Here is a 21,157-nt window from a genome sequence, read left to right on the forward strand (position 1 = left end):
GTGACCGAGGAACGAGGGAGCGCAGTGTCCAGGAGCATCGGCAGCGGGTCACAGCGCCCGGAAGCGAGCGGGCGCACCACGGCAGCCGCCATCGACTGCGGTACGAACTCCATCCGGCTGCTCGTCGCCGATCTCGACCCGGCCACCGGGACCCTGACCGATCGCGACCGGCGGATGCGCATCGTACGGCTCGGGCAGGGCGTGGACCGGACCGGACGGCTCGCCCCCGAGGCGCTGGAGCGGACCTTCGCGGCGTGCCGGGAGTACGCCGAGGTGATCAGGGAGTACGGCGTCCCGCCAGAGCGGACCCGGTTCGTGGCCACCTCCGCCTCCCGGGACGCGGAGAACCGGGACGAGTTCGTACGCGGTGTGGTGGACCTCCTCGGCGTCGAGCCCGAGGTGATCAGCGGCGACCAGGAGGCCGAGTTCTCCTATGCCGGCGCAACCCGCGAACTGACCCCGGAGCACGGCTTCGCGACCCCGTATCTCGTGGTGGACATCGGTGGTGGCTCCACCGAGTTCGTGCTGGGGGACGGGGAGGTCACCGCGGCCCGGTCGGTGGACATCGGCTGCGTGCGGATGACCGAGCGCCACCTCGTCCACGACGGGGTCCTGGCCGATCCGCCCACCCCTGAGACGGTCGCCGCGATGAACGCGGACATCGACGCGGCCCTGGACGAGGCGGCCCGCACCGTTCCGCTGGACCGGGCCCGTACCCTCGTCGGACTGGCCGGCTCGGTGACCACGGTCGCGGCCGTGGCCCTGGGTCTCGACGCGTACGACTCGGCGGCCATCCACCACTCCCGGGTCTCCCTCGAACAGGTCCGCGAGATCACCGGACGCCTGCTGACGGCCACTCACGCGCAGAGGGCGGCGATCCCGGTCATCCACGAGGGGCGGGTCGACGTGATCGCGGCGGGCGCGCTGGTGCTGCTCCGGATCATGGAGCGCACGGGCGCCAAGGAGGTCGTGGTGAGCGAACACGACATTCTCGACGGAATCGCCTGGAGCATGCTCAAGTGAGGCACCTTCGCGCCCGGTGAGCGGGGCCCGGGGTGTCCGGATCGCGGGCCCCGGGAAACCTTTGTGAAACTCTTCACATGAAGTTCCCGTTCGGTGGCCCAAGTTTCCAAGGTTTCCAGGCCCAATTCCCCATGATTCCTCGGGGTGTCCGTGTTTCGGCGGTGTTGCGCCGACAGTCGTGGCTGAACTTCGACGGTCGATCGGCGCTGCTCAGGGCCGTAGGGGCGGGTGGGGGAGGGGCGGTGGTCCGCACCGCTCCCGTACGCCCAGGTCGTGAAGCCGGGCAGTGTAGCAGAGGGTGTCCAGTACCTTGTGAAGGGGCTCACGAACCCCCCTCCGTGAAGTGCTGGATACTCGATGCATGAGCACCACGGAGCGTCCACGGATCCTCGTTGTAGGCGGCGGTTACGTCGGCCTGTACGCGGCGCGCCGCATTCTGAAGAAGATGCGGTACGGCGAGGCGACCGTCACGGTCGTCGACCCGCGTTCGTACATGACGTACCAGCCCTTCCTCCCCGAAACCGCAGCAGGCAGCATCTCCCCGCGGCATGTCGTCGTCCCGCTGCGACGCGTCCTCCCCGGGGCCGAGGTGCTCACCGGCCGGGTCACCACCATCGACCAGGACCGCAAGGTCGCGCTGGTCGAGCCGCTCGTCGGCGAGTCCTACGAGCTTCCCTTCGACTACCTGGTGATCGCCCTCGGTGCGGTCTCCCGCACCTTCCCGATCCCCGGCCTGGCCGAGAACGGCATCGGGATGAAGGGTGTGGAAGAGGCCATCGGCCTGCGCAACCACGTCCTGGAACAGCTCGACAAGGCCGACTCCACCACGGACGAGGAGGTCCGCCGCAAGGCGCTCAGCTTCGTCTTCGTCGGCGGCGGCTTCGCCGGTGCGGAGACCGTCGGCGAGATCGAGGACATGGCCCGCGACGCGGCCAAGTACTACCCGAACGTGAAGCGCGATGACATGCGCTTCATCCTGGTCGACGCCGCCGACAAGATCCTCCCCGAGGTCGGCCCGCAGCTCGGCACGTGGGGCCTGGAGCACCTGCGCGAGCGCGGCGTCGAGGTCTACCTCAACACGTCGATGAAGTCCGCCGTCGACAAGCACGTGGTGCTCTCCAACGGTCTTGAGGTCGACGCGTCCACCCTCGTGTGGACGGCCGGTGTGAAGCCCAACCCGGCGCTGACCCGGTTCGGCCTGCCGCTGGGCCCGCGCGGGCACGTGGACACCGCGGCCACCCTCCAGGTGCAGGGCACCGACTACATCTGGGCGGCCGGCGACAACGCGCAGATCCCGGACCTCGCCGCCGGTCCCGGTGCCTGGTGCCCGCCCAACGCCCAGCACGCGCTGCGCCAGGCCAAGGTGCTCGGCGACAACGTGGTCTCGGGTATGCGCGGCTTCCCGCAGCAGGACTACAAGCACGCCAACAAGGGCGCGGTCGCCGGTCTCGGCCTGCACAAGGGCGTCGCGATGATCGTCCTGACCAAGAAGACCAAGATCAAGCTCAAGGGCCGGCTCGCCTGGTACATGCACCGCGGCTACCACGGCCTGGCCGTGCCGACCTGGAACCGCAAGATCCGGGTCTTCGCCGACTGGACGCTCAGCATGTTCCTCAAGCGCGAGGTCGTCTCGCTCGGCGCCATCGAGAACCCCCGCGAGGAATTCTACGAGGCCGCGCGCCCGGCCCCGGTCGTGGCGGAGAAGCCCGTGGCGGAGAAGCCCGCCGACCAGCCGCCCGCCGGCACGCCGGCCGTGGAGTCCCACCCGGAGCGGGCCGCCGCGTCCTGACCCGGCGGCACGCCGCCGCACCGCTTCGAAACCTGTAGGGCGCCCGCCATCCGTGGTGCGGGCGCCCTTGGGTGTGTCCGGCCTGGCCACGGCGGGGCCTTCCGGGCTAAGCACGGATATCGGCTGTTGTGACTTCCGGCGCAAGGGCGATGTCCGGCCGTACGCTCGGGAGCATGGCTGACGCGGCTCCCCGCCTTCTCGAACTCGCCGAACACGCCCTCTCGACTCCGTTTCCCTTGCGGCTGCGCGCCTGGGACGGCAGCGAGGCCGGGCCCTCCGGCGCACCCGTGCTCGTCGTCCGCGGGCGCCGGGCCCTGCGCCGGCTGATGTGGCGCCCCGGTGAACTCGGCCTGGCCCGCGCGTGGGTGGCCGGCGACCTCGATGTGGACGGCGATCTGTACGAGGCGCTGGACCTGCTCTCCGGGCTGTTCTGGGAGCGCGGCGCGGACGGGTCGGGGGCCGGGCGGGCCGAAACCCTGCGCGACCTGGCCGCGATGCTGCGCGACCCGGCGACCTACCGCCTGCTGCGCTCCGGTCTCGCCCTGGCCGGACCCGGGCTGCCGCCCCCGCCGCCGCACGAGGAGGCGCGCCGGCGCACCGGAATCGCGCACACCAGGCGCCGCGACAAGGCGGCCGTCGCCCACCACTACGACGTCGGCAACGACTTCTACGAACTGGTCCTCGGCCCGTCCATGGTCTACTCCTGCGCCCTGTGGCCGGAGCCCGGCACCACCCTGGAACAGGCGCAGTACGCCAAACTCGACCTGGTCTGCCGCAAGCTGGGGCTGCGCGAGGGCCGGCGGCTGCTGGACGTCGGCTGCGGCTGGGGCTCCATGGTGCTGCACGCCGCCGAGCACTACGGCGTCCAGGCCACCGGGATCACCCTTTCGGTGGAGCAGGCCGCGTACGCCCGCAAGCGGATCGCGGACGCGGGCCTCGCCGACCGGATCGAGATCCGCGTCCAGGACTACCGGGACGTCAGGGACGGCCCCTATGACGCGATTTCGTCCATCGGAATGGCCGAACATGTCGGCAGCGACCGCTACCTGGAGTACGCGCGCACGCTCCACGCCCTGCTGAAGCCCGGCGGCCGGCTGCTCAACCACCAGATCGGACGCCGCCCGGTACGGGACGAGCAGGCCTACCGCATCGACGAGTTCATCGACCGCTACGTCTTCCCGGACGGCGAACTCGCGCCGATCGGCGCGACTGTCTCACGGCTGGAGGAGGCCGGATTCGAGGTGCGGGACGTGGAGGCGCTGCGCGAGCACTACGCGCGGACGCTGCGGGCCTGGGTCGGCAATCTGGAGGACCGCTGGGACGACGCGGCAGCCGTCACCACCGAGGGCAGGGCCCGGGTGTGGCGACTCTACATGGCCGCGTCGGCGGTGTCCTTCGAGCGCAACCGGATCGGCGTCAACCAGGTGCTCGCGGTGCGCGCGGAAGCGGGCGGCGGGTCGGGGATGCCGGCCACCCGGAGTGCCTGGCTGTCGTAGCCGCAGGGTCCGGTCCCGGGGGAATCGTCCGCTCCGCTGGGGAACGGCTCGCCGGGAGCGGTTGCGGAGAGCGATTTCACGTCACTTGCGCGTGAGGTCTGATGCTGCTGTGAAAGGCGCCTGTGGTGCGCGGGGACCCGAAAGTGCGGATTGACGCACCGTCAGTAACCCCTAAAATAAGACAACATGGCCACTTGGCGGTCCTGTTGAGAACCCCCAACCCGGATACGCTCTTACTGCGCCCCGCCGGCCCGGATGGTGGAACGCAGACACGGCGAGCTTAAACCTCGCTGCCCCAGGTGGGCGTGCCGGTTCGAGTCCGGCTCCGGGCACCACCGCACGACAGGGCTTTGATCAGCGAGAACAGCCGAAAACGGACGGCTAGTCAACGTCGTGCGGGAACACGGCGGGAACGCGGACGTAATGTCCGTTTCGTGGTGAGCGTGAACGCACGTAGGGACAAGGCCGGCCGGGTCGTCAGTTTCCAGGTGAAATGGCGGCTCGGCGGCGCGCCTACGGCTCCCTGGCAGACCGAGCGTTTCGACGATCTTCCACAACGGCAAGGGCGAGAGGCTGGTCCCCAGCACCTTCTACGACCGGTGGACGACGGCGGTGAAGGCAGCGGAACAGCGCGGGCTCCTGCCGGACTTCAAGGCCCTACGTTCCAGACCTGCGGCACTCCCACGTGGCTGCGCCGCTGCCGGACGCGCACAGCCTGACGTAGGCATCGCGGCCTGGTCGACGGCGAGGTCCTGGTCCCCGAGGCGTACCGGGTGGATGTGCAGAACCTGGGTCCGCATGGACGGCGAGTGCCGGCCGGCCTGCCAGGAGATGGCGGAGCCGTGCGGCGCCCCGGGCACCCCGACATCCCCGAAGTCCGCACCCTGGCCGCCACCGTCGACCGCTGGTGGCCCGAATCGCCGCGTTCATCGACACCGGCCACAGCAAACGCCAAGAGCGAGGGCGCCAACCGCGTGATCAAGCTCGTCGCCCGCAACGCGTTCGGGTTCCGCAACGCCGACAACCAGCGACTGCGGACACGCTGCATCACCACCCGCTGAGCCCGCGGACACCTCCGTACGGCCTAACTGCTGAGGACTCGCGATCAGCCGCTCGCCGACGAAGCCTGCCCGAGGACCTCGGACAGCCCCGAGAAGCCGAAGGCCGCCTCCCCGTTGCTGTTCAAAGCCCGGGTGAGCCGGCTCAGATTGCCTTCGTCCAGTTCAGGCAGAGCGTCCAGCGCATGCCAACGCACCTCCAGAGACTCTTCGTCGTTCACCTGCGTTTCACCGCCAACAACTCGGCAACGGAAGCCCGTCGGGCGGCCGCGCGCGGCGCAGAGGCCGGATCGCGTCCCGGATCGCGTCCGCCGCGCCGCGCGTGTTCGCCGTGGACGGCACGTGCCTGCGTGGAGCGGTCCGGGCCGAGGGCAGCCGGGTGAGATCGGCGCGAAAACCGACGAGATACCCGAGTTCGTGCCCCTACTGGACACGGCCCTGGGTCCTCACTGCTTCGAGAACCGCGCGTCGCCCCACACAGCATGAAGTGGTGCGTTTATCGAGTCGGGGGCGCGCTTGGTGACCTCAACCATGATCGTCAAGCGATGAGCGCCGGTGATGAGCGGGTTGACTTCCTGCCTCCCGTCGACGCCCAGAGTGAAACCGGAGTCTACCGGGGTCTCATTGCGCTGGATCTGGAAGAAGACGGTTGCTCCGGGCGCCGTCCTGTCGTCAAGCCCCACGGTCGCCTTGAAGTGCTTCATCCCCGAGGGAATAGTAAAGGTCAAGTCGAGGCGCTGCGAGTTGAAGTAGTTCGGTGTGAATATGATGCCGTTGCCGTAGGTCTTCTGTCCCATCCCGGCGCTTCCTGTCGTCTTCCAATTCCCGAGTCCGCCGATCGGGTCGAGGCTGGAGAGGTACACCACGTCAGGTTGCGACACCGCGCCGTTTGTGTCGCCGTTATCGGGAGCAGCAGTCGTCACGGGTTCATGGCTCGGAGCGGGAGGTGTCGTGGTTTTTCGCCCGCATCTGTGACAACGTCGCAGCCGGCTGGCAGTCGTGGGACGGCGCCCTCGCGCGATGCGGACGCCCGGAGCCGCCCGGCCGAGGCGACCGTGGCGGTGGCCTCCCGCTCGCTCAGCCCGGTGTGCACCGCCGCCGTTACCAGAGCCGGCCCGAGTGCCTCGCCGAGACCGGCGTCGTACGCCCGGCAGGCCGCCCAGAACAGCCGCCCGTTGCGCGCTCCTTCGCGTGAGTCGAGCACGAACTGCACGAGCGCGGCGGCGCGTCGCTCGGCCGGGTGGCGCGGTGCGGCGGTCTCCGGTTCGTGGGGCGGCGGGGGCGGCGGGGCGACCAGCCGGAGCAGCGCGGGCGGGGCCTCGGCGAGTGTGTGGTGCGCGGTGCCGGGGGCGAGCAGGTAGCGGCCGGCGACGGTACGCGAACCCGGGCCGACGACGTAACCGCCGTTGCCGCGGACGTCGATGCCGGGGGCGAGCCGGCCCACGGAGTTGGGGACCGGGCCGGGTGCGGTCAGCCACAGGTGGCGGCCACCGCTCGGGGTCAGCACCGTGACCGTCGCGGGGACCGTGAAGCCCTGCGCGGCGGCCAGCGCGTACAGCGCGGTCACCCCGTCCGAGCCGTGCTTCACGTCGAGGTCGAGGCCGATGAGGTGGTGCGGCGCCCGCCCGCAGGCGATGCCGTAGCCGGTCGCCCAGGGCGCCACGGCGAACAGCGCGCGGATGCGTACGGGGTCGGTGGTCGCGTCGTGCACCCCGTGCCCCGGCCGCCCGCACTCGCCGCGGCACCCGGTGGCACGTGGCTCGTCGCGGTGCGGGGAGCGGACGGCGGGCAGCTTCGTGCGGGACAGCGGGATGACCGGCAGGCCGCGGGCGGCGGTGAGGAGCGCCGCGTGCAGCGCGCGGGTGTGGTCGGGGCGTGGCATGGCCTGCTCCCTGATGTTCGAACGCGTGTTCGTTTCCACTCTTCAGTGATACCGCGCCGGGCGGCCACCGTCCACCGGGTATGCGGGCGACCTGCGTCACGGCCGTGACACGGTGTTCCGCGGGTGTGCGTGAGGGGTGCCGTCAGGGGAAGATCCTCCTCCGGGCGTAGCCCGGCATTTTTGCCAAGCCATTACTCTTAATGCACAGTCGCAGCGCGCGGCCATGGAGGAGTGACATGAGGAGCAGCAACCCGGTCTTCTCCCGACGGGGGTTCACCCGCGGGAACCAGTACGCGGGCTTCGGCGCGCAGGGCACCCAGGGTGCGTACGGCGGCCAAGGCGCCCCGGGCGGCAACCCGTTCGCCCAGCAGGGCGGCAACCCGTACGCGCAGGCCCCGAGGAACCCGTACGACCAGCAGCAGCCCCTCACGCCCCAGCAGATGGAGGAGATGTACGCGGGGCCGTCCGCCGGCCCGGCGCAGACCGGCCGGATGACGATGGACGACGTCGTCATGCGGACCGGGATGACCCTCGGCACCGTCGTGCTGGGCGCGGTGCTGGGCTGGGTCGCGCTGCCGGACAGCTACGGACTGGCTGTCGGCGCCGCGCTGATCGCCTTCGTGCTGGCCATGGTCCAGTCGTTCAAGCGCACCCCGGTGCCCGCGCTGATCCTCGGCTACGCCGTCTTCGAGGGCGTCTTCCTCGGCGTGCTCAGCCGGATGTACAACGAGGCGTGGCAGGGCGCGCCCGTGCAGGCCGTGCTCGGCACCATGGCGGTCTTCGCCGGCATGCTCCTCGCCTACAGGACGCGCGTCATCCGGGTCACCGCGCGCTACCAGCGGATCGGCCTGGCCATCGCGGTCGGCTTCATCCTGGCCATGGTGGTCAACCTGCTGTTCGCCGCGTTCGGCAGCGCCAACGGCCTGGGCCTGGCCACCGGCGGCCTCGGCATTGTCTTCTGCCTGGTCGGCATCGGCCTCGGCGCGTTCTTCCTCTCCCTGGACTTCAAGCAGGTCGAGGACGGCATCCGGTACGGCGCCCCGCAGAACGAGTCGTGGCTGGCCGCGTTCGGCCTGACGCTGTCTCTGGTGTGGATCTACCTGGAACTGCTGCGGCTGATCTCGATCCTGCGCGACTGACCGCCGTACGAGCGACCGCCGTACGGGTGGTCGTCGTACGGGTGGCCGTTCGACTCACCGCCGTACGCACACGCCACGGGCCGCCCGGAAGCACGCGCTTCCCGGCGGCCCGCCGGCGTTGGGGGAGGAGTGGGAGAGGGGGCGGGGCTCAGAGCAGGTTCCGGGCGGCCCGCCGCAGGTCGTACTCGTGGACGAGGGCCTTCGCGTGGCCGTAGGAGAGGTCGTGTTCGCTGCGCAGCCAACTGACCTTCTCGTCGAAGCGGAGGAACGACGGGCCGTCGGCGACGGCCCGCAGCCAGTCGCTGACTTCACGGCCCGTGCAGTGGGGGATGCGGTCGAGCAGGTTCCGGTGGGTTTCCTCGGAGAAATGCGTTTGGGACATCGGCGCCTCCGGTCTGTGGTCCGGTCACCCCACCGTGCCCCAGTGGCGGGCCGTTGGCAACCACCCTGAAGGGGTGGATATGGGTGCGGGGCGGGGAGCGGGACGCCGGTAGGGTCACCGTCATGGCCGATCGCATCGCTCTGCACACCGCTGTGGATCGCCTCGCCGGACGACTGCGGTCACTCCCGCAACGCCGGCTCCAGGCCGGCGCCGCGGCCGAAGCACGGGAACTCGCCCGCTGGCTGGCCCGGCAGGCGCAGGCCGTGGAGTTCCCCGGACGCGAGCCGTACGAGCTGCCGGACGACGGGATGTTCGTGGTCGGCGACCAACTGGCGGTGGCGGGACACGATTTACTGGCGGCGCTGAGCGCGCGGCTCGCGGACGGTGCCGACCCCGAGCGCGTCGGAGCCCTCCTGGAGGAGGCGCTCGCGCGGGTGACGCGTACGGCCAGGGCCGTCGGCTGACTCCGGGGCGCCGGAGGGGGCAGTGCGCCGGGGGGACAGTGAGCCGGGGGTGGGGTCGTCAGAGCGAGGCGACGACCCGGTCGGCGAGCACGTACACGCTCTCCTCGCCGTACTCGAAGGTGAGCGCGTAGGCGCCCGCTATCGCCGAGCCGCCGCACAGCACCGGGACGTCGCCGCGGTCGAGCGCCTCGGACAGGCGCAGGGCGGTCTCGCGGTGGCCGGGGGTCATGCAGAGCGTGGTGCCGTCGGCGAAGACGTACACGTCGAGGGTGCCGAGCGGGCCCGGGCGGACGTCGGAGAGCGGTATGCGGGCGTCGGCGAGGTCGGCGAGCCGGTCCGCGGTCTGGTCCTGGGAGGCCACGGTCGGCGACGGCGCGAACTCCGGGCCCGAGGGGTGCGGGATCGCGCCGGGCGCCGACAGCGTCACCTCGGGCGCTTCCGGCTCCAGGCCCGCGAAATCGGCCTGCCGGGGCAGGTGGGGCAGCGCCGGCGGCACCTCGTAGTCGGGCAGGCCCTCAGCCGCCACCTCGCCGCTCGCGGCGCCGTACAGGCCGCCGCGCGGGAAGGTGCCGTCGGCCGCGGTCTCGCGGGCCTCCTGCTCGGCCCAGAACGCGCGGGCCTCGGCCAGTTCGCACTCCCGCTCGTCGGCGAGGGCCTCGGCCACGGCGGCCCGGATCTCTCCGGCGCAGGCACGCGGGCCCGGCACCCGTAGACCCGCGACCTCGCGGCGCAGCGCGGCCAGCTCGCGGCGCATGCCACGGGCGCCGAGTACGGCGGCGGACCCCGCGGCCACGGCGGTGAGACCCGCGGTGACCAGCAGGACGGTGAAGTTGGCACTCACTGAGGTACTCCCGACTGACGCGACCGAGCAATGCCCACCTGGCGGTGGGCGAAAACTTCTCCCACGCCTCACTCTGCCGGTAAACCCATGGCCTCCGCAGTGTGGAATGTCATGATTCAGCCGGGCCTGCGGCGGTGTTGCGCGCGAGTACGGCGCCCTGAACTGGGCAAACGCGGCGCCCTCGGGGAAGCAAGCTCCCTGGTGTTAATTCCCTGCGACTTATGTCACAACTCAGCGTTACGGAGTCGGCCCGGCGCGGACGGTGACGGATCCCTCAGCTCAGGCGTTCGAGCACCATGGCCATCCCCTGGCCGCCGCCCACGCACATGGTCTCCAGGCCGAACTGCTTGTCGTGGAACTGGAGGCTGTTGATGAGGGTGCCGGTGATGCGGGCGCCGGTCATGCCGAAGGGGTGGCCGACGGCGATGGCGCCGCCGTTGACGTTGAGCCGGTCCAGGTCGATGCCCAGGTCGCGGTAGGAGGGGATGACCTGCGCCGCGAAGGCCTCGTTGATCTCGACCAGGTCGATGTCGCCGATGGTCATCCCGGCCCGCCCCAGCGCCTGCCGGGAGGCCTCGACCGGGCCGTATCCCATGATCTCGGGGGAGAGCGCGGAGACGCCGGTGGAGACCACCCGGGCCAGTGGGGTGATGCCGAGCTCGCGGGCCTTGGTGTCGGACATGACGATCAGGGCGGCGGCGCCGTCGTTGAGCGGGCAGCAGTTGCCGGCGGTGACGGTGCCGTCCGGCCGGAAGACCGGGTTGAGGCCCGCCACGCCCTCCATGGTGACGCCCGGCCGCGGGCCGTCGTCCTTGGCGACGACGGTGCCGTCGGGCAGCGTGACGGGGGTGATCTCGCGTTCCCAGAAGCCGTTCTTCAGCGCTTCCTCGGCCAGGTTCTGCGACCGTACGCCGAACTCGTCCTGCTCCTGGCGGGTGATGCCCTTGAGCGCGGCGAGGTTCTCGGCGGTCTGGCCCATGGCGATGTACGCGTCCGGTACGAGCCCGTCCTCGCGGGGGTCGTGCCACTCCCCGCCGCCCTCCGCCGCGCGCTGCTCGGTGCGGGCGACGGCCTCGGCGAACAGCGGGTTCATGGTCTCGGGGTGGCTGTCGGAGTTGCCCTTGGCGAACCGGGAGGCGGTTTCGACGCCGGCGGAGATGAACACGTCGCCCTCACCGGCCTTGATGGCGTGCAGGGCCATCCGGGTGGTCTGCAGGGAGGAGGAGCAGTAACGGGTGATGGTGCAGCCGGGCAGGTGGTCCATGCCCATCTGGACGGCGACGATGCGGCCGAGGTTGAAGCCCTGCTCGCCGCCGGGCAGGCCGCAGCCGAGCATGAGGTCGTCGATGTCGCGCGGGTCGAGCTGGGGGACCTTGGCCAGGGCGGTCCGGATGACGGTGGCGGCCAGGTCGTCCGGGCGCAGTTCCTTGAGCGACCCCTTGAAGGCGCGTCCGATGGGCGAACGGGCGGCAGAGACGATGACGGCTTCGGGCATCGTGGCACTCCTCGGCGAACTGCGGGGTCTGGACTCTCTGGAAAGTTACCCGTACGTATCGCAGTGCGTCACCGGACGACCGCTGTGATGCGGACTACTTTCTGAGCGCTTGCTTATCCACCGCCTGTCCTTACCCCGATCGCGGGCGTTCTACGCCGGCCGGGGTGCCGGGGCGCCGGCCGGCCGGGGCGCGTGGATGGGCTACGCCGTCTCGTGTGCCGCGTCCTCCTCCACCACCGCGGTGTCCTCCAGCGGGTGCTCCTGCTCCAGCAGCCTGCGCCGCCGCCGCTTGAGCAGCGCCCAGCGCCCGCGCGGTCCGGAGACCACTTGAGCGGGGGTGACCTCCGTACCGGCCTCGGCGGCCGCCTCCACCGCCGCCTCGGCGACCGGCAGGAAGCCCTCGCCGCGCCGCGCGTCGGGCCGCTCGTCGGCCTCCGGCCACAGCCCGAGTGAGGCGCACAGCGTGGGCAGTACGGCCATGGCGGCCGTCGCGTACCCCTCCGCGGACGGATGGAAGTTGTCCGGGCCGAACAGCTCGCGCGGCCGGGCCTCGAACTCCGGCCCCAGCAGGTCACCCAGCGAGACCGTACGCCCGCCCAGGCCCACCACCGCGATGGTCTGCGCGGCGGCGAGCTGGCGGCTCGCCCGGCGGGCCAGCCAGCGCAACGGCTGGTAGACCGGCTCCACCGAGCCCAGATCAGGGCAGGTGCCCACCACCACCTCCGTGCCGGCCGCGCGCAGCTCCCGCACCGCGTCGGACAGCAGTCGTACCGAGGTGGGCAGCGGCATCCGCCGGGTCACGTCATTGGCGCCGATCATGATCACGGCGACGTCCGGCGGCGGCACCGACGGGTCGAGCAGCAGCGCGACCTGGCGGGCCAGGTCGCTGGACTGGGCGCCGGGCTGCGCCACGTTCACCAGTTTCACCGGGCGCTCGGCCACCGCTGCCAGGCCCGAGGCGAGCAGCGCCCCCGGCGTCTCCCGGGCGCGGTGGACGCCCTGTCCCGCGGCAGTGGAGTCGCCGAGGAAGCCCAGCCGCAACGGCGGCTCCCCGGTCCGGTACGCGAACGCCGACCCGTACCGCCCGTCCGCCCGGGGCGGCACGTCGCCCGAACCGCCCACCACCCGCCTCGCCAGCCGTACCTCCGTCAGCAGCACCCCGATCGCAGCCCCGCCCAGCAGGCTGATCCCGCCGCCGCCGTACGCCGCCGCGGTCGCGATCCGCCGTGCCACCCTCGCCCTGGACATCGAGCCGGCCACCTCCTGCGCTTTCGCCCGGTACATCAACGTGTTGCCCACCTGGGGTTCCTGTCAACGTAGATGTTGTCCACAACGTCCACGTTTCGTGTGGCCTCACACCCTCTAGGCTGGCGGCACCATCACGGAGAACCCGGAGACTACGGTGCAGTTTCACGACTCGATGATCAGCCTCGTCGGCAACACCCCGCTGGTGAAGCTCAACAGCGTGACCGAGGGCATTCAGGCGACCGTCCTGGCCAAGGTCGAGTACTTCAACCCCGGCGGTTCGGTGAAGGACCGCATCGCGCTGCGCATGATCGAGGCCGCGGAACGCAGCGGCGAGCTCAAGCCGGGCGGCACCATCGTGGAGCCCACCTCGGGCAACACCGGTGTGGGCCTGGCCCTGGTCGCCCAGCGCAAGGGCTACCACTGCGTCTTCGTCTGCCCCGACAAGGTCTCGATGGACAAGATCAACGTCCTGCGGGCGTACGGGGCCGAGGTCGTGGTCTGCCCCACCGCCGTGGACCCCGAGCACCCCGACTCGTACTACAACGTGTCCGACCGGCTGGTGCGCGAGACGCCCAACGCCTGGAAGCCCGACCAGTACAGCAACCCGAACAACGCGCTGTCGCACTACCACTCCACCGGGCCCGAACTGTGGCAGCAGACAGACGGCCGGATCACCCACTTCGTGGCGGGCGTCGGTACCGGCGGCACGATCTCCGGCACCGGGCGCTACCTGAAGGAGGCCAGTGGCGGCCGGGTCCAGGTGATCGGCGCCGACCCCGAGGGCTCGGTCTACAGCGGCGGCTCCGGGCGGCCCTATCTGGTCGAGGGCGTCGGCGAGGACTTCTGGCCGTCCGCCTACGACCGCGGCGTCGCCGACGAGATCGTGGCCGTCTCCGACAAGGACTCCTTCCGGATGACCCGGCGCCTGGCCAGGGAGGAGGGGCTGCTGGTCGGCGGCTCCTGCGGCATGGCGGTCGTCGCGGCGCTGGAGGTCGCGCGGCGGCTCGGGCCGGACGACGTGCTGGTCGTGCTGCTGCCCGACAGCGGCCGCGGCTACCTGTCGAAGATCTTCAGCGACGAGTGGATGAGCTCGCACGGCTTCCTCGACGAGGGCAGCGGCGAGGCCCGGGTCGCCGACGTGCTCGCGCACAAGGACGGCGGCATGCCGCAACTGGTCCACATGCACCCGGACGAGACGGTCGGCCAGGCGATCGAGGTCCTGCGGGAGTACGGCGTCTCGCAGATGCCCGTCGTCAAACCGGGCGCCGGGCACCCCGACGTGATGGCCGCCGAGGTCGTCGGCTCGGTGGTCGAGCGCGAACTGCTGCACGCGCTGTTCACCAAACGGGCCACCCTGGAGGACCCGCTGGACAAGCACCTGTGCCCGCCGCTGCCGCAGGTCGGCTCGGGGGAGCCGGTCGGCGGTCTGATGACCGTACTGGAGAGCGCGGACGCGGCGATCGTGCTGGTCGAGGGCAAGCCGACCGGGGTCGTGAGCAGGCAGGATCTGCTGGCCTTCCTCGCCGGACACGGAGGGGCGTGAGCGTCAGGCCGGGAGGCCCGGGCGGGGTCCGATCAGCGTTCGCCGAACTGGTACACCCGCGACACGTACGCGCAGCACGGGCTTAACAACCATCCGGCACATTGGGTGGTGTCGAAACGGCCGGGTGCACCGGCCGGAGCGGCCCAACTGAATGTGGCGCCAAGGCTTCCGGAGCGGCTCCCGGATCCATGGTGACCCTGGACGCGTACGGCCCGGCCCTGACCCGGCCCGCGTCCCGGCGGGAACCGCCGTCGTCCCGCCCTCCGGGTGCTACCCCGGGGGTGCGGCGGTTCCCGCCCTTAACCTTTTTCGCCGCGGTGACGGGTTGTACGTGGTGAAGCGTTGCACGTGGTGAGGCGCTGTCTGATGACGCGGTCCCCGCAACGGTCCGGCCGCCTCCGGTCGTCCTTGTCCCGACTCCTGCTCGGCCCATGGCCGTCGACGTGTCCGGCCGCCATGTCCATGAACGTTTCGGCCGGTTCCGACCCGTACTCCCGGTTCTGACCCGTGCGTCCGCCCCGAGGTCCTCGCGGGCCTGCAGGGCGGCGCAGAGTTCCCTGCCGCGTTCCGGGTCACGGGTGTCCATGAACTCAGCCGTGGGCGGTGGGCCACACTGGGGGCAGCCCCCGACTTCCCCGGGGGTTCCACCGTTCCCCAGGAGGCCCGTCATGCCCGACGCACCGGTGCTCACCGCCCTGTACGGGGGCACGGACCGGGCGGACGCGATCACCGTGGACGGCAGGACGTGTTCGTACGAAGAGCTGCTCGGCGCGGCCGGCGCGGTCGCGCGGCGGGTCGCCGGGGTCAAGGCGTTCGCGGTGGAGGCGACGGCGAGCCTGGAGACGGTGGCCGCCGTGGTGGGCGGGCTGCTCGCGGGCGTACCGGTCGTGCCGCTCGCGCCGGACGCGGGCCCCGACGAGCGGGAACACGTACTGCGGGACTCCGGCGCCGAGGTGCTGCCGGTGGACTTCCGGGAACGCGCGGACTTCGCGGCGGCGCCCGCCGGGGAGGCCGCGCTGGTGCTCTACACCTCCGGCACGACCGGGCCGCCCAAGGGCGTGGTGCTCTCGCGGGCCGCGATCGCCGCCGACCTGGACGCGCTGGCCGACGCCTGGCAGTGGACGGCCGCCGACACCCTCGTCCACGGGCTGCCCCTGTTCCACGTGCACGGCCTGGTGCTCGGCGTCCTGGGTGCGCTGCGCACCGGAAGCCGCCTGGTGCACACCGGGCGGCCGACCCCACAGGCGTACGCGGCGGCCGGCGGCAGCCTCTACTTCGGGGTGCCGACGGTGTGGCACCGGGTGGTACGGGACGAGGCCGCCGCACGGGCGCTGTCCGGCGCGCGGCTGCTGGTCTCCGGCAGCGCGCCGCTGCCCGCCCCCGTCTTCCACTCGCTGCGGGCGCTGACCGGGCACGAACCGGTCGAGCGGTACGGCATGACCGAGACCCTGATCACCGTGAGCGCGCGGGCCTCGGGGGAGCGGCGGCCGGGCGCGGTCGGCAGCGCGCTGCCCGGTATCGGCACCCGGATCGCGCACCCCGCCGACGGCATCGGCGAGCTGCAGGTGCAGGGGTCCACCCTCTTCGACGGCTACCTCGGGCGGCCGGAGGCGACCGCCGCCTCGTACACCGACGACGGCTGGTTCCGTACCGGCGACATCGCGGCGATCGACCCGGACGGCACCCACCGGATCGTCGGCCGTGCGTCCACCGACCTCATCAAGTCCGGGGGCTACCGGATCGGTGCCGGCGAGGTGGAGAACGCGCTGCTCGCCCACCCCGCGGTACGGGAGGCGGCCGTCGTGGGCGCGCCGCACGCCGACCTCGGGCAGGAGATCGTCGCCTACGTGGTCGCCGACGGGGTGAGCGCGGCGGAACTCACGGACTTCGTGGCGGCGCGGCTGTCGGTGCACAAGCGGCCCCGCCGCGTCCGCTTCCTGTCCGAACTGCCGCGCAACGCGATGGGCAAGCCGCAGAAGCGGCTGCTGCCGCCGGTGTGAGGCGGGCCTTCACGGGTTGTCCACAGGCGGCCGGGCGGACGCCGACCACCCCTCCGGCCCTTCGGTTACGCTGTGGAACCGCTGAGTGATCGACTCGGTGATCGACGGGTGGACAGCCACGGGGGGCTGTGATGAGTGACGCGAACGACCTCGGACGGGGGCGGGTGAACGGTCCGGCGGTCCGGCGCCGTCGGCCGGGGGACGAGACCCGGCAGGGCACCGCGCTGCCACGGACCGCCGGCGGGTTGCCGGGCTGCATATTGTCATGCAGAGTCGTATGCCAGTGAATAGGAGCCGGTGGACGGGGTCGGGAATGGGCAGCGCGAAAGGCGGCGGGCACAACGGCACGGCGGACGCTGAGAGCGGCGCCGCGGCGCGGCTGCTGAAGCTCTTCGAGGCGCAGCGGCTGACGCCCACGCAGCGGCGGATCGCCCACTGCCTGGTCCGCAAGTCCGCCGACGCGCCCTTCCTGTCCAGCGTGGAGGTCGCCGAGCTCGCCGGAGTCAGCCAGCCCTCCGTGACCCGGTTCGCCGTCGCCCTCGGCTTCGACGGCTACCCGGCGCTGCGCAAGTACCTGCGCGAGGTCGCGCCGCCCCCGGTCACGGGCGACGAGACCGCGTACAACGAGTACCAGCAGGCCGTGCACGCCGAGATCGAGAATTTGCGGCATCTGGCCGCGCTGCTCGCCGACACCGGACCGGTCAGCCGGGCCGGAGCCCTGCTGGCCGCCTCCCGGCCGCTGCCGGTACTCGGCCTGCGGGCGGCCGGCGCCCAGGCCCGCGGCTTCGCCTACTTCGCGGCGAAGGTGCACCCGGACGTACGGCTCCTCGACGAGGGCGGCACGATGCTCGGCGACCGGATGGACGGCGCGGTACGGGCCGGCGCCACCGCCCTGATCTGCTTCGCGCTCCCCCGGCACCCCCGCGAGGTGGTCGACGCTCTCGCCCACGCCCGGCAGGCGGGGCTCACCGTCGTCACGGTCGCCGAGAGCGCCTTCGCCCCGGTGGCCGCCCACAGCGATCTCCTGCTGCCGGCCGCCGTCGGCACCGGCCTGGCCTTCGACACCGCGTGCGCGCCGATGCTGCTCGGCCGGGTCCTGCTGGAATCGATGTGCGACGCCCTGCCGGACGCACAGGCCCGCCTGGAGGAGTTCGACGCGCACGCGGCGGCGCGGGGGCTGTTCCTGGACTGAGGGGAGAAAGGAGGGGAAGAGGCAGCCCCCGGTCGGTTCACAGGTGGACGTCTTGACCAGAATCTGAGATTCGCCACGCACCTCCCGAGCACCTGTCAGGCGATGTCGTGCGACGACGAGGTGAGGAGGGAGCGCGACGTGGTGCGCGGGGCCTGCACATTGACGCGGGTTGCGGTGACGGTGCGGGTGGCGGCGTACTGGCCGTGGTGGCTGGGCGTGGTCGCCGCGGCGCCCGGGACGGCCGTCACGTCTGCCGTGCCGGGTGTCGCGACGGGGCGACCCTGGCAACGCGACCGACGCGGCTGACGCGGCACTGGCAGGAGGGCGCAGCCGCAGTCCTGGTCGGTGAAGGGCCGGTCAGCCGCGGCGCAGGGGCGGCAGGCCGCCGCCGCTCTCCGCGATCAGTTCCGCCTGGGTCTGGGCGGCCCTGACCGGGGCGAAGGCGACGGTGCCGTCGGGGCGGGCCGTGTAGCCGTAGACCGCCGGGCGGGGGAGGGAGTTGTAGGCGAAGTGGTTGGAGAAGTAATAGGCGCCGGTGTCGAGCAGGGCGACGTGATCGCCGGCGCCCAGCAACGGGAGGGCGCGGCCCCGGGCGACCAGGTCGCCGGCGAAGCAGCAGGGGCCGGCGACGTGCTGGACCACCGGTTCGCCGTCCTTCTGACGGCCCTTGGCGTCCAGGGCCAGGACCCGGATCGGCCAGGCGTCGGGTACGAAGACGGTCCGGGTGGCGACCTGGGCGCCCGCGTGGGTGACGGCGATGGGCCGGCCGCCAGCCGACTTGGCGTACTCGACGCGGGCCAGCACGGTGCCGTTCTTGGCGAGCAGGGAGCGGCCGAACTCGGTGACCAGGCCGTAGCGGCCGTCGAAGAGCCCGGGGATCTCGGCGCGCAGCAGGTCGGCGTAGTCGGCGAAGGCCGGGGTGACCTCGTCGGAGCCGAAGTTGACCGGCAGGCCGCCGCCGATGTCGAGGACCGTGATCTGCTGCCGTCCGGCGGCGGCGTTGATCCGCTCGGCCAGCTCGTACGCGGCGCGTACGCCGGCGACCATCAGGCCGAGGGGCACGCCCTGCGAGCCGGTGTGGGTGTGCAGGCGGCTGAGCCAGGGGCGTTCGGCGTACGCGCGCAGCACCCACTCCTCGGCGCCCGGGTCGCGCAGCGCCACTCCGAACTTCGAGGTGGCGGTGGCTGTGCTCATCGCGCCGATGCTGCCGGCGCCGACCTGCGGGTTGACCCGCAGCCCGACGGGTGCGGCAGCGGGGGCCGTGGGGGCTTCGAGGCGGATTTCGTCGATGCGGGCGAGTTCGCTCGGGTTGTCCGCGTTGACGGCGATGCCGAGGGTGAGTGCTTCGCGCAGCTCGGCGACGGTCTTGGCGGGGGAGTCCAGCACGGTGCGGTCGGCGGGGATGCCGGCGGCGCGGGCGAGGGCGAGTTCGCCCGGGCTGGCGACCTCCGCGCCCAGGCCGCACTCGCCGAGCAGGGCCAGGACCGGTACGAGGGATGCGGCCTTCACGGCGAAGGTGTGGGTGATCGCCACGCCCGGTGTGGCGAAGGCGGCGTGCAGCGCTGTCGCCGCGTGCGTGATGCCCGTGATGTCCAGTAGCCCGAGGACGGGTTCCTCCTCGCCGACCAGTCCCTGCTCCACCGCCGCACGCAGCGCGTGTCCCCGCCGTATCCCTGGCTCGTCCGTCATGACGGCCATCCCACCACCTCGGCCCCGAGGGCCGCTACCCGGCCTCTTCCCGCCCGGGCGCCGCCACCCGGCCCCCTGCCGGCCCTTCTCGCGTCCCCTCGCGCACGCCCGTCAGGCCGACGTTGTTGACTAGGACTATTCAGCCAGTCAGGATGTGAATGAAAACCACCACTGCGAGGAGGCCGGACCGATGACGGGACCGAGGCCCGTGCGCGCGCCGCGCGGCACGGAACTGAGCACCCGGGGATGGCAGCAGGAAGCCGCGCTGCGGATGCTGCAGAACAACCTCGACCCCGAGGTGGCCGAACACCCGGACAAACTCGTTGTCTACGGCGGCACCGGCAAGGCCGCCCGCGACTGGAACTCCTTCGACGCGATGGTCCGCACCCTGCGCGGCCTCGAACAGGACGAGACGATGCTCGTCCAGTCCGGCCGCCCGGTCGGCGTGATGCGCACCCACGAATGGGCGCCCCGCGTACTGATCGCCAACTCCAACCTGGTCGGCGACTGGGCCACTTGGGAGGAGTTCCGCCGCCTCGAAGCGCTCGGCCTGACGATGTACGGGCAGATGACCGCCGGCTCGTGGATCTACATCGGCACCCAGGGCATCCTGCAGGGCACGTACGAGACCTTCGCCGCGGTCGCCGAGAAGCGGTTCGGCGGGTCGCTGGCCGGCACCGTCACCCTCACCGCCGGGCTCGGCGGCATGGGCGGCGCCCAGCCGCTCGCCGTCACCATGAACGGCGGCGTGGTGCTGTGCGTCGACTGCGACCCGCGGGCCATCGAGCGGCGCATCGAACACCGCTACCTCGACGTCCGGGCCGACTCCCTCGACCACGCCCTGCGGCTGGCCGGCGAGGCCCGCGAGGCCCGCCGCCCGCTGTCCGTCGGCGTCCTCGGCAACGCCGCCGACCTCGTCCCGCGCCTGCTCGCCATGGGCGCCCCCATCGACATCGTCACCGACCAGACCTCCGCGCACGACCCGCTCGCCTACCTCCCGATCGGCGTCGAGCTCGCGGACATGGCCACCTACGCGGCCGAGAAGCCCGCCGAGTTCACCCAGCGTGCCCGGGAGTCCATGGCCCGCCACGTCGAGGCGATGGTCGGTTTCCAGGACGCGGGCGCCGAGGTCTTCGACTACGGCAACTCCATCCGCGGCGAGGCACAGCTCGCCGGCTACGACCGGGCGTTCGCGTTCCCCGGGTTCGTGCCCGCCTACATCCGCCCGCTGTTCTGCGAGGGCAAGGGTCCCTTCCGCTGGGCCGCGCTGTCCGGCGACCCCGCGGACATCGCCGCGACCGACCGCGCCGTCCTCGACCTCTTCCCGGAGAACGAGACCCTCGCCCGGTGGATCCGCCTGGCCGGCGAACGCGTCCGCTTCCAGGGCCTTCCCGCCCGCATCTGCTGGCTCGGCTACGGTGAACGCGACCGCGCGGGCGAGCGCTTCAACGAGATGGTCGCCGACGGCACGCTCAAGGCGCCGGTCGTCATCGGCCGTGACCACCTCGACTGCGGTTCGGTCGCCTCCCCCTACCGCGAGACCGAGGCCATGCTCGACGGTTCCGACGCGATCGCCGACTGGCCGCTGCTCAACGCGATGGTGAACGTCGCCTCGGGCGCGTCATGGGTCTCCGTCCACCACGGGGGCGGGGTCGGCATCGGCCGTTCCCTCCACGCCGGGCAGGTCACGGTCGCCGACGGTACGGCGCTGGCCGCCGAGAAGATTCGGCGGGTCCTGACGAACGACCCCGGGATGGGCGTCATCCGGCATGTCGACGCGGGGTATGACCGGGCGGAAGAGGTCGCAGTGGACCGCGGGGTGCGGGTTCCCATGCGCGAGGGCGCGCCGCATGAGTGAGGCGACCTCGAGAACAGCCCGTCCGGCGAACGGCGACCGCGGTCCGGCGGAGGGGCCC

At 72.0% G+C, this 21,157-nt stretch carries 19 protein-coding genes and 1 tRNA gene; 11 read left to right on the plus strand and 9 right to left on the minus strand.

The genetic code is table 11. From position 1 onward, the window contains the following. Nucleotides 1-24: 24 nt before the first annotated feature. The 5 genes from VIW71_RS16130 to VIW71_RS16150 all read left to right on the plus strand — a co-directional run bounded on the left by VIW71_RS16130 (nucleotide 25) and on the right by VIW71_RS16150 (nucleotide 5,369). Nucleotides 25-1,023, plus strand: a complete 999-nt coding sequence (locus VIW71_RS16130; RefSeq protein ID WP_331622986.1) for a Ppx/GppA phosphatase family protein — start codon at nucleotides 25-27, stop codon at nucleotides 1,021-1,023. Nucleotides 1,024-1,384: 361 nt separating this feature from the next. Continuing rightward, a complete protein-coding gene (locus VIW71_RS16135) occupies nucleotides 1,385-2,812 on the plus strand; it encodes an NAD(P)/FAD-dependent oxidoreductase (protein WP_331622987.1) in 1,428 nt (475 codons plus the stop codon). Between the two features lie 173 nt (nucleotides 2,813-2,985). After that, on the plus strand, nucleotides 2,986-4,308 hold the full coding sequence (locus VIW71_RS16140) for a cyclopropane-fatty-acyl-phospholipid synthase family protein (protein ID WP_331622988.1): 1,323 nt from the start codon (nucleotides 2,986-2,988) through the stop codon (nucleotides 4,306-4,308). A 249-nt stretch (nucleotides 4,309-4,557) separates the two neighbouring features. Next, a tRNA-Leu gene (locus tag VIW71_RS16145) sits at nucleotides 4,558-4,643 on the plus strand. Nucleotides 4,644-5,150: 507 nt separating this feature from the next. Beyond that, nucleotides 5,151-5,369 (plus strand): transposase, encoded by a 219-nt coding sequence (locus VIW71_RS16150; protein ID WP_331622989.1) that lies wholly within the window; start codon nucleotides 5,151-5,153, stop codon nucleotides 5,367-5,369. A 44-nt stretch (nucleotides 5,370-5,413) separates the two neighbouring features. On the opposite strand, the gene VIW71_RS16155 is transcribed toward VIW71_RS16150, so the two are convergent. The 3 genes from VIW71_RS16155 to VIW71_RS16165 form a co-directional block, all read right to left on the minus strand. Further along, nucleotides 5,414-5,587, minus strand: coding sequence for a hypothetical protein (locus VIW71_RS16155; RefSeq protein WP_331622990.1), 174 nt, complete (start codon nucleotides 5,585-5,587; stop codon nucleotides 5,414-5,416). A 225-nt stretch (nucleotides 5,588-5,812) separates the two neighbouring features. Next, a complete protein-coding gene (locus VIW71_RS16160; protein ID WP_331622991.1) occupies nucleotides 5,813-6,289 on the minus strand; it encodes an NPCBM/NEW2 domain-containing protein in 477 nt (158 codons plus the stop codon). Further along, nucleotides 6,286-7,248 carry a bifunctional DNA primase/polymerase gene (locus VIW71_RS16165; RefSeq protein WP_331622992.1) on the minus strand — a complete coding sequence of 321 codons (963 nt, stop codon included), beginning with the start codon at nucleotides 7,246-7,248 and terminating at the stop codon, nucleotides 6,286-6,288. Before VIW71_RS16165 ends, VIW71_RS16160 begins: the two co-directional genes overlap by 4 nt. A 236-nt stretch (nucleotides 7,249-7,484) precedes the next feature. Between VIW71_RS16165 and VIW71_RS16170 the strand changes: the two genes are divergently transcribed. Beyond that, nucleotides 7,485-8,387 (plus strand): Bax inhibitor-1/YccA family membrane protein, encoded by a 903-nt coding sequence (locus VIW71_RS16170; RefSeq protein ID WP_331622993.1) that lies wholly within the window; start codon nucleotides 7,485-7,487, stop codon nucleotides 8,385-8,387. Nucleotides 8,388-8,535: 148 nt separating this feature from the next. Here the strand turns inward: VIW71_RS16170 and VIW71_RS16175 are convergent, their stop codons facing one another. After that, a complete protein-coding gene (locus VIW71_RS16175) occupies nucleotides 8,536-8,769 on the minus strand; it encodes a DUF4287 domain-containing protein (protein ID WP_331622994.1) in 234 nt (77 codons plus the stop codon). A 122-nt stretch (nucleotides 8,770-8,891) separates the two neighbouring features. Here VIW71_RS16175 and VIW71_RS16180 point away from each other — a divergent pair, with 122 nt between their 5' ends. Beyond that, nucleotides 8,892-9,233 carry a hypothetical protein gene (locus VIW71_RS16180; protein ID WP_331622995.1) on the plus strand — a complete coding sequence of 114 codons (342 nt, stop codon included), beginning with the start codon at nucleotides 8,892-8,894 and terminating at the stop codon, nucleotides 9,231-9,233. Between the two features lie 58 nt (nucleotides 9,234-9,291). Here VIW71_RS16180 and VIW71_RS16185 read toward each other — a convergent pair whose 3' ends face one another. The 3 genes from VIW71_RS16185 to VIW71_RS16195 all read right to left on the minus strand — a co-directional run bounded on the left by VIW71_RS16185 (nucleotide 9,292) and on the right by VIW71_RS16195 (nucleotide 12,817). After that, nucleotides 9,292-10,074 carry a hypothetical protein gene (locus VIW71_RS16185; protein ID WP_331622996.1) on the minus strand — a complete coding sequence of 261 codons (783 nt, stop codon included), beginning with the start codon at nucleotides 10,072-10,074 and terminating at the stop codon, nucleotides 9,292-9,294. A gap of 274 nt (nucleotides 10,075-10,348) precedes the next feature. After that, entirely contained in the window at nucleotides 10,349-11,569 is a 1,221-nt protein-coding gene (locus VIW71_RS16190) for an acetyl-CoA C-acetyltransferase (RefSeq protein ID WP_331622998.1), read from the minus strand. A 201-nt stretch (nucleotides 11,570-11,770) separates the two neighbouring features. Beyond that, nucleotides 11,771-12,817 carry an SGNH/GDSL hydrolase family protein gene (locus VIW71_RS16195; protein WP_331623019.1) on the minus strand — a complete coding sequence of 349 codons (1,047 nt, stop codon included), beginning with the start codon at nucleotides 12,815-12,817 and terminating at the stop codon, nucleotides 11,771-11,773. Nucleotides 12,818-12,971: 154 nt separating this feature from the next. Here VIW71_RS16195 and VIW71_RS16200 point away from each other — a divergent pair, with 154 nt between their 5' ends. From VIW71_RS16200 to VIW71_RS16210, 3 genes are all read left to right on the plus strand, one after another. Beyond that, complete coding sequence (locus tag VIW71_RS16200; protein ID WP_331622999.1) at nucleotides 12,972-14,360, plus strand: cystathionine beta-synthase; 1,389 nt, start codon at nucleotides 12,972-12,974, stop codon at nucleotides 14,358-14,360. 668 nt (nucleotides 14,361-15,028) lie between these two features. After that, a complete protein-coding gene (locus VIW71_RS16205) occupies nucleotides 15,029-16,360 on the plus strand; it encodes an AMP-binding protein (protein WP_331623000.1) in 1,332 nt (443 codons plus the stop codon). A 313-nt stretch (nucleotides 16,361-16,673) separates the two neighbouring features. Further along, a complete protein-coding gene (locus VIW71_RS16210; RefSeq protein WP_331623001.1) occupies nucleotides 16,674-17,552 on the plus strand; it encodes a MurR/RpiR family transcriptional regulator in 879 nt (292 codons plus the stop codon). Nucleotides 17,553-17,647: 95 nt separating this feature from the next. On the opposite strand, the gene VIW71_RS16215 is transcribed toward VIW71_RS16210, so the two are convergent. After that, nucleotides 17,648-17,800, minus strand: coding sequence for a hypothetical protein (locus VIW71_RS16215; RefSeq protein WP_331623002.1), 153 nt, complete (start codon nucleotides 17,798-17,800; stop codon nucleotides 17,648-17,650). A 109-nt stretch (nucleotides 17,801-17,909) separates the two neighbouring features. Further along, entirely contained in the window at nucleotides 17,910-19,241 is a 1,332-nt protein-coding gene (locus VIW71_RS16220; protein ID WP_331623003.1) for a diaminopimelate decarboxylase, read from the minus strand. 190 nt (nucleotides 19,242-19,431) lie between these two features. On the opposite strand from VIW71_RS16220, the gene hutU reads away from it, so the two are divergent. Further along, entirely contained in the window at nucleotides 19,432-21,099 is a 1,668-nt protein-coding gene (gene hutU, locus VIW71_RS16225; RefSeq protein ID WP_331623004.1) for a urocanate hydratase, read from the plus strand. Nucleotides 21,100-21,157 lie beyond the last annotated feature (58 nt).

It is taken from the genome of Streptomyces sp. (genome assembly GCF_036524955.1).
In the GTDB taxonomy this organism is placed as follows: domain Bacteria; phylum Actinomycetota; class Actinomycetes; order Streptomycetales; family Streptomycetaceae; genus Actinacidiphila.

Coding starts and splice junctions, on each gene's coding strand:
- VIW71_RS16135 (WP_331622987.1), top strand. CDS start 1,385: ATGAGCACCACGGAGCGTCCACGGATCCTCGTTGTAGGCGGCGGTTAC.
- VIW71_RS16140 (WP_331622988.1), top strand. CDS start 2,986: ATGGCTGACGCGGCTCCCCGCCTTCTCGAACTCGCCGAACACGCCCTC.
- VIW71_RS16165 (WP_331622992.1), bottom strand. CDS start 7,248: ATGCCACGCCCCGACCACACCCGCGCGCTGCACGCGGCGCTCCTCACC.
- VIW71_RS16170 (WP_331622993.1), top strand. CDS start 7,485: ATGAGGAGCAGCAACCCGGTCTTCTCCCGACGGGGGTTCACCCGCGGG.
- VIW71_RS16175 (WP_331622994.1), bottom strand. CDS start 8,769: ATGTCCCAAACGCATTTCTCCGAGGAAACCCACCGGAACCTGCTCGAC.
- VIW71_RS16180 (WP_331622995.1), top strand. CDS start 8,892: ATGGCCGATCGCATCGCTCTGCACACCGCTGTGGATCGCCTCGCCGGA.
- VIW71_RS16190 (WP_331622998.1), bottom strand. CDS start 11,569: ATGCCCGAAGCCGTCATCGTCTCTGCCGCCCGTTCGCCCATCGGACGC.
- VIW71_RS16195 (WP_331623019.1), bottom strand. CDS start 12,817: ATGTCCAGGGCGAGGGTGGCACGGCGGATCGCGACCGCGGCGGCGTAC.
- VIW71_RS16205 (WP_331623000.1), top strand. CDS start 15,029: ATGCCCGACGCACCGGTGCTCACCGCCCTGTACGGGGGCACGGACCGG.
- VIW71_RS16210 (WP_331623001.1), top strand. CDS start 16,674: ATGGGCAGCGCGAAAGGCGGCGGGCACAACGGCACGGCGGACGCTGAG.
- VIW71_RS16220 (WP_331623003.1), bottom strand. CDS start 19,241: ATGACGGACGAGCCAGGGATACGGCGGGGACACGCGCTGCGTGCGGCG.
- hutU (WP_331623004.1), top strand. CDS start 19,432: ATGACGGGACCGAGGCCCGTGCGCGCGCCGCGCGGCACGGAACTGAGC.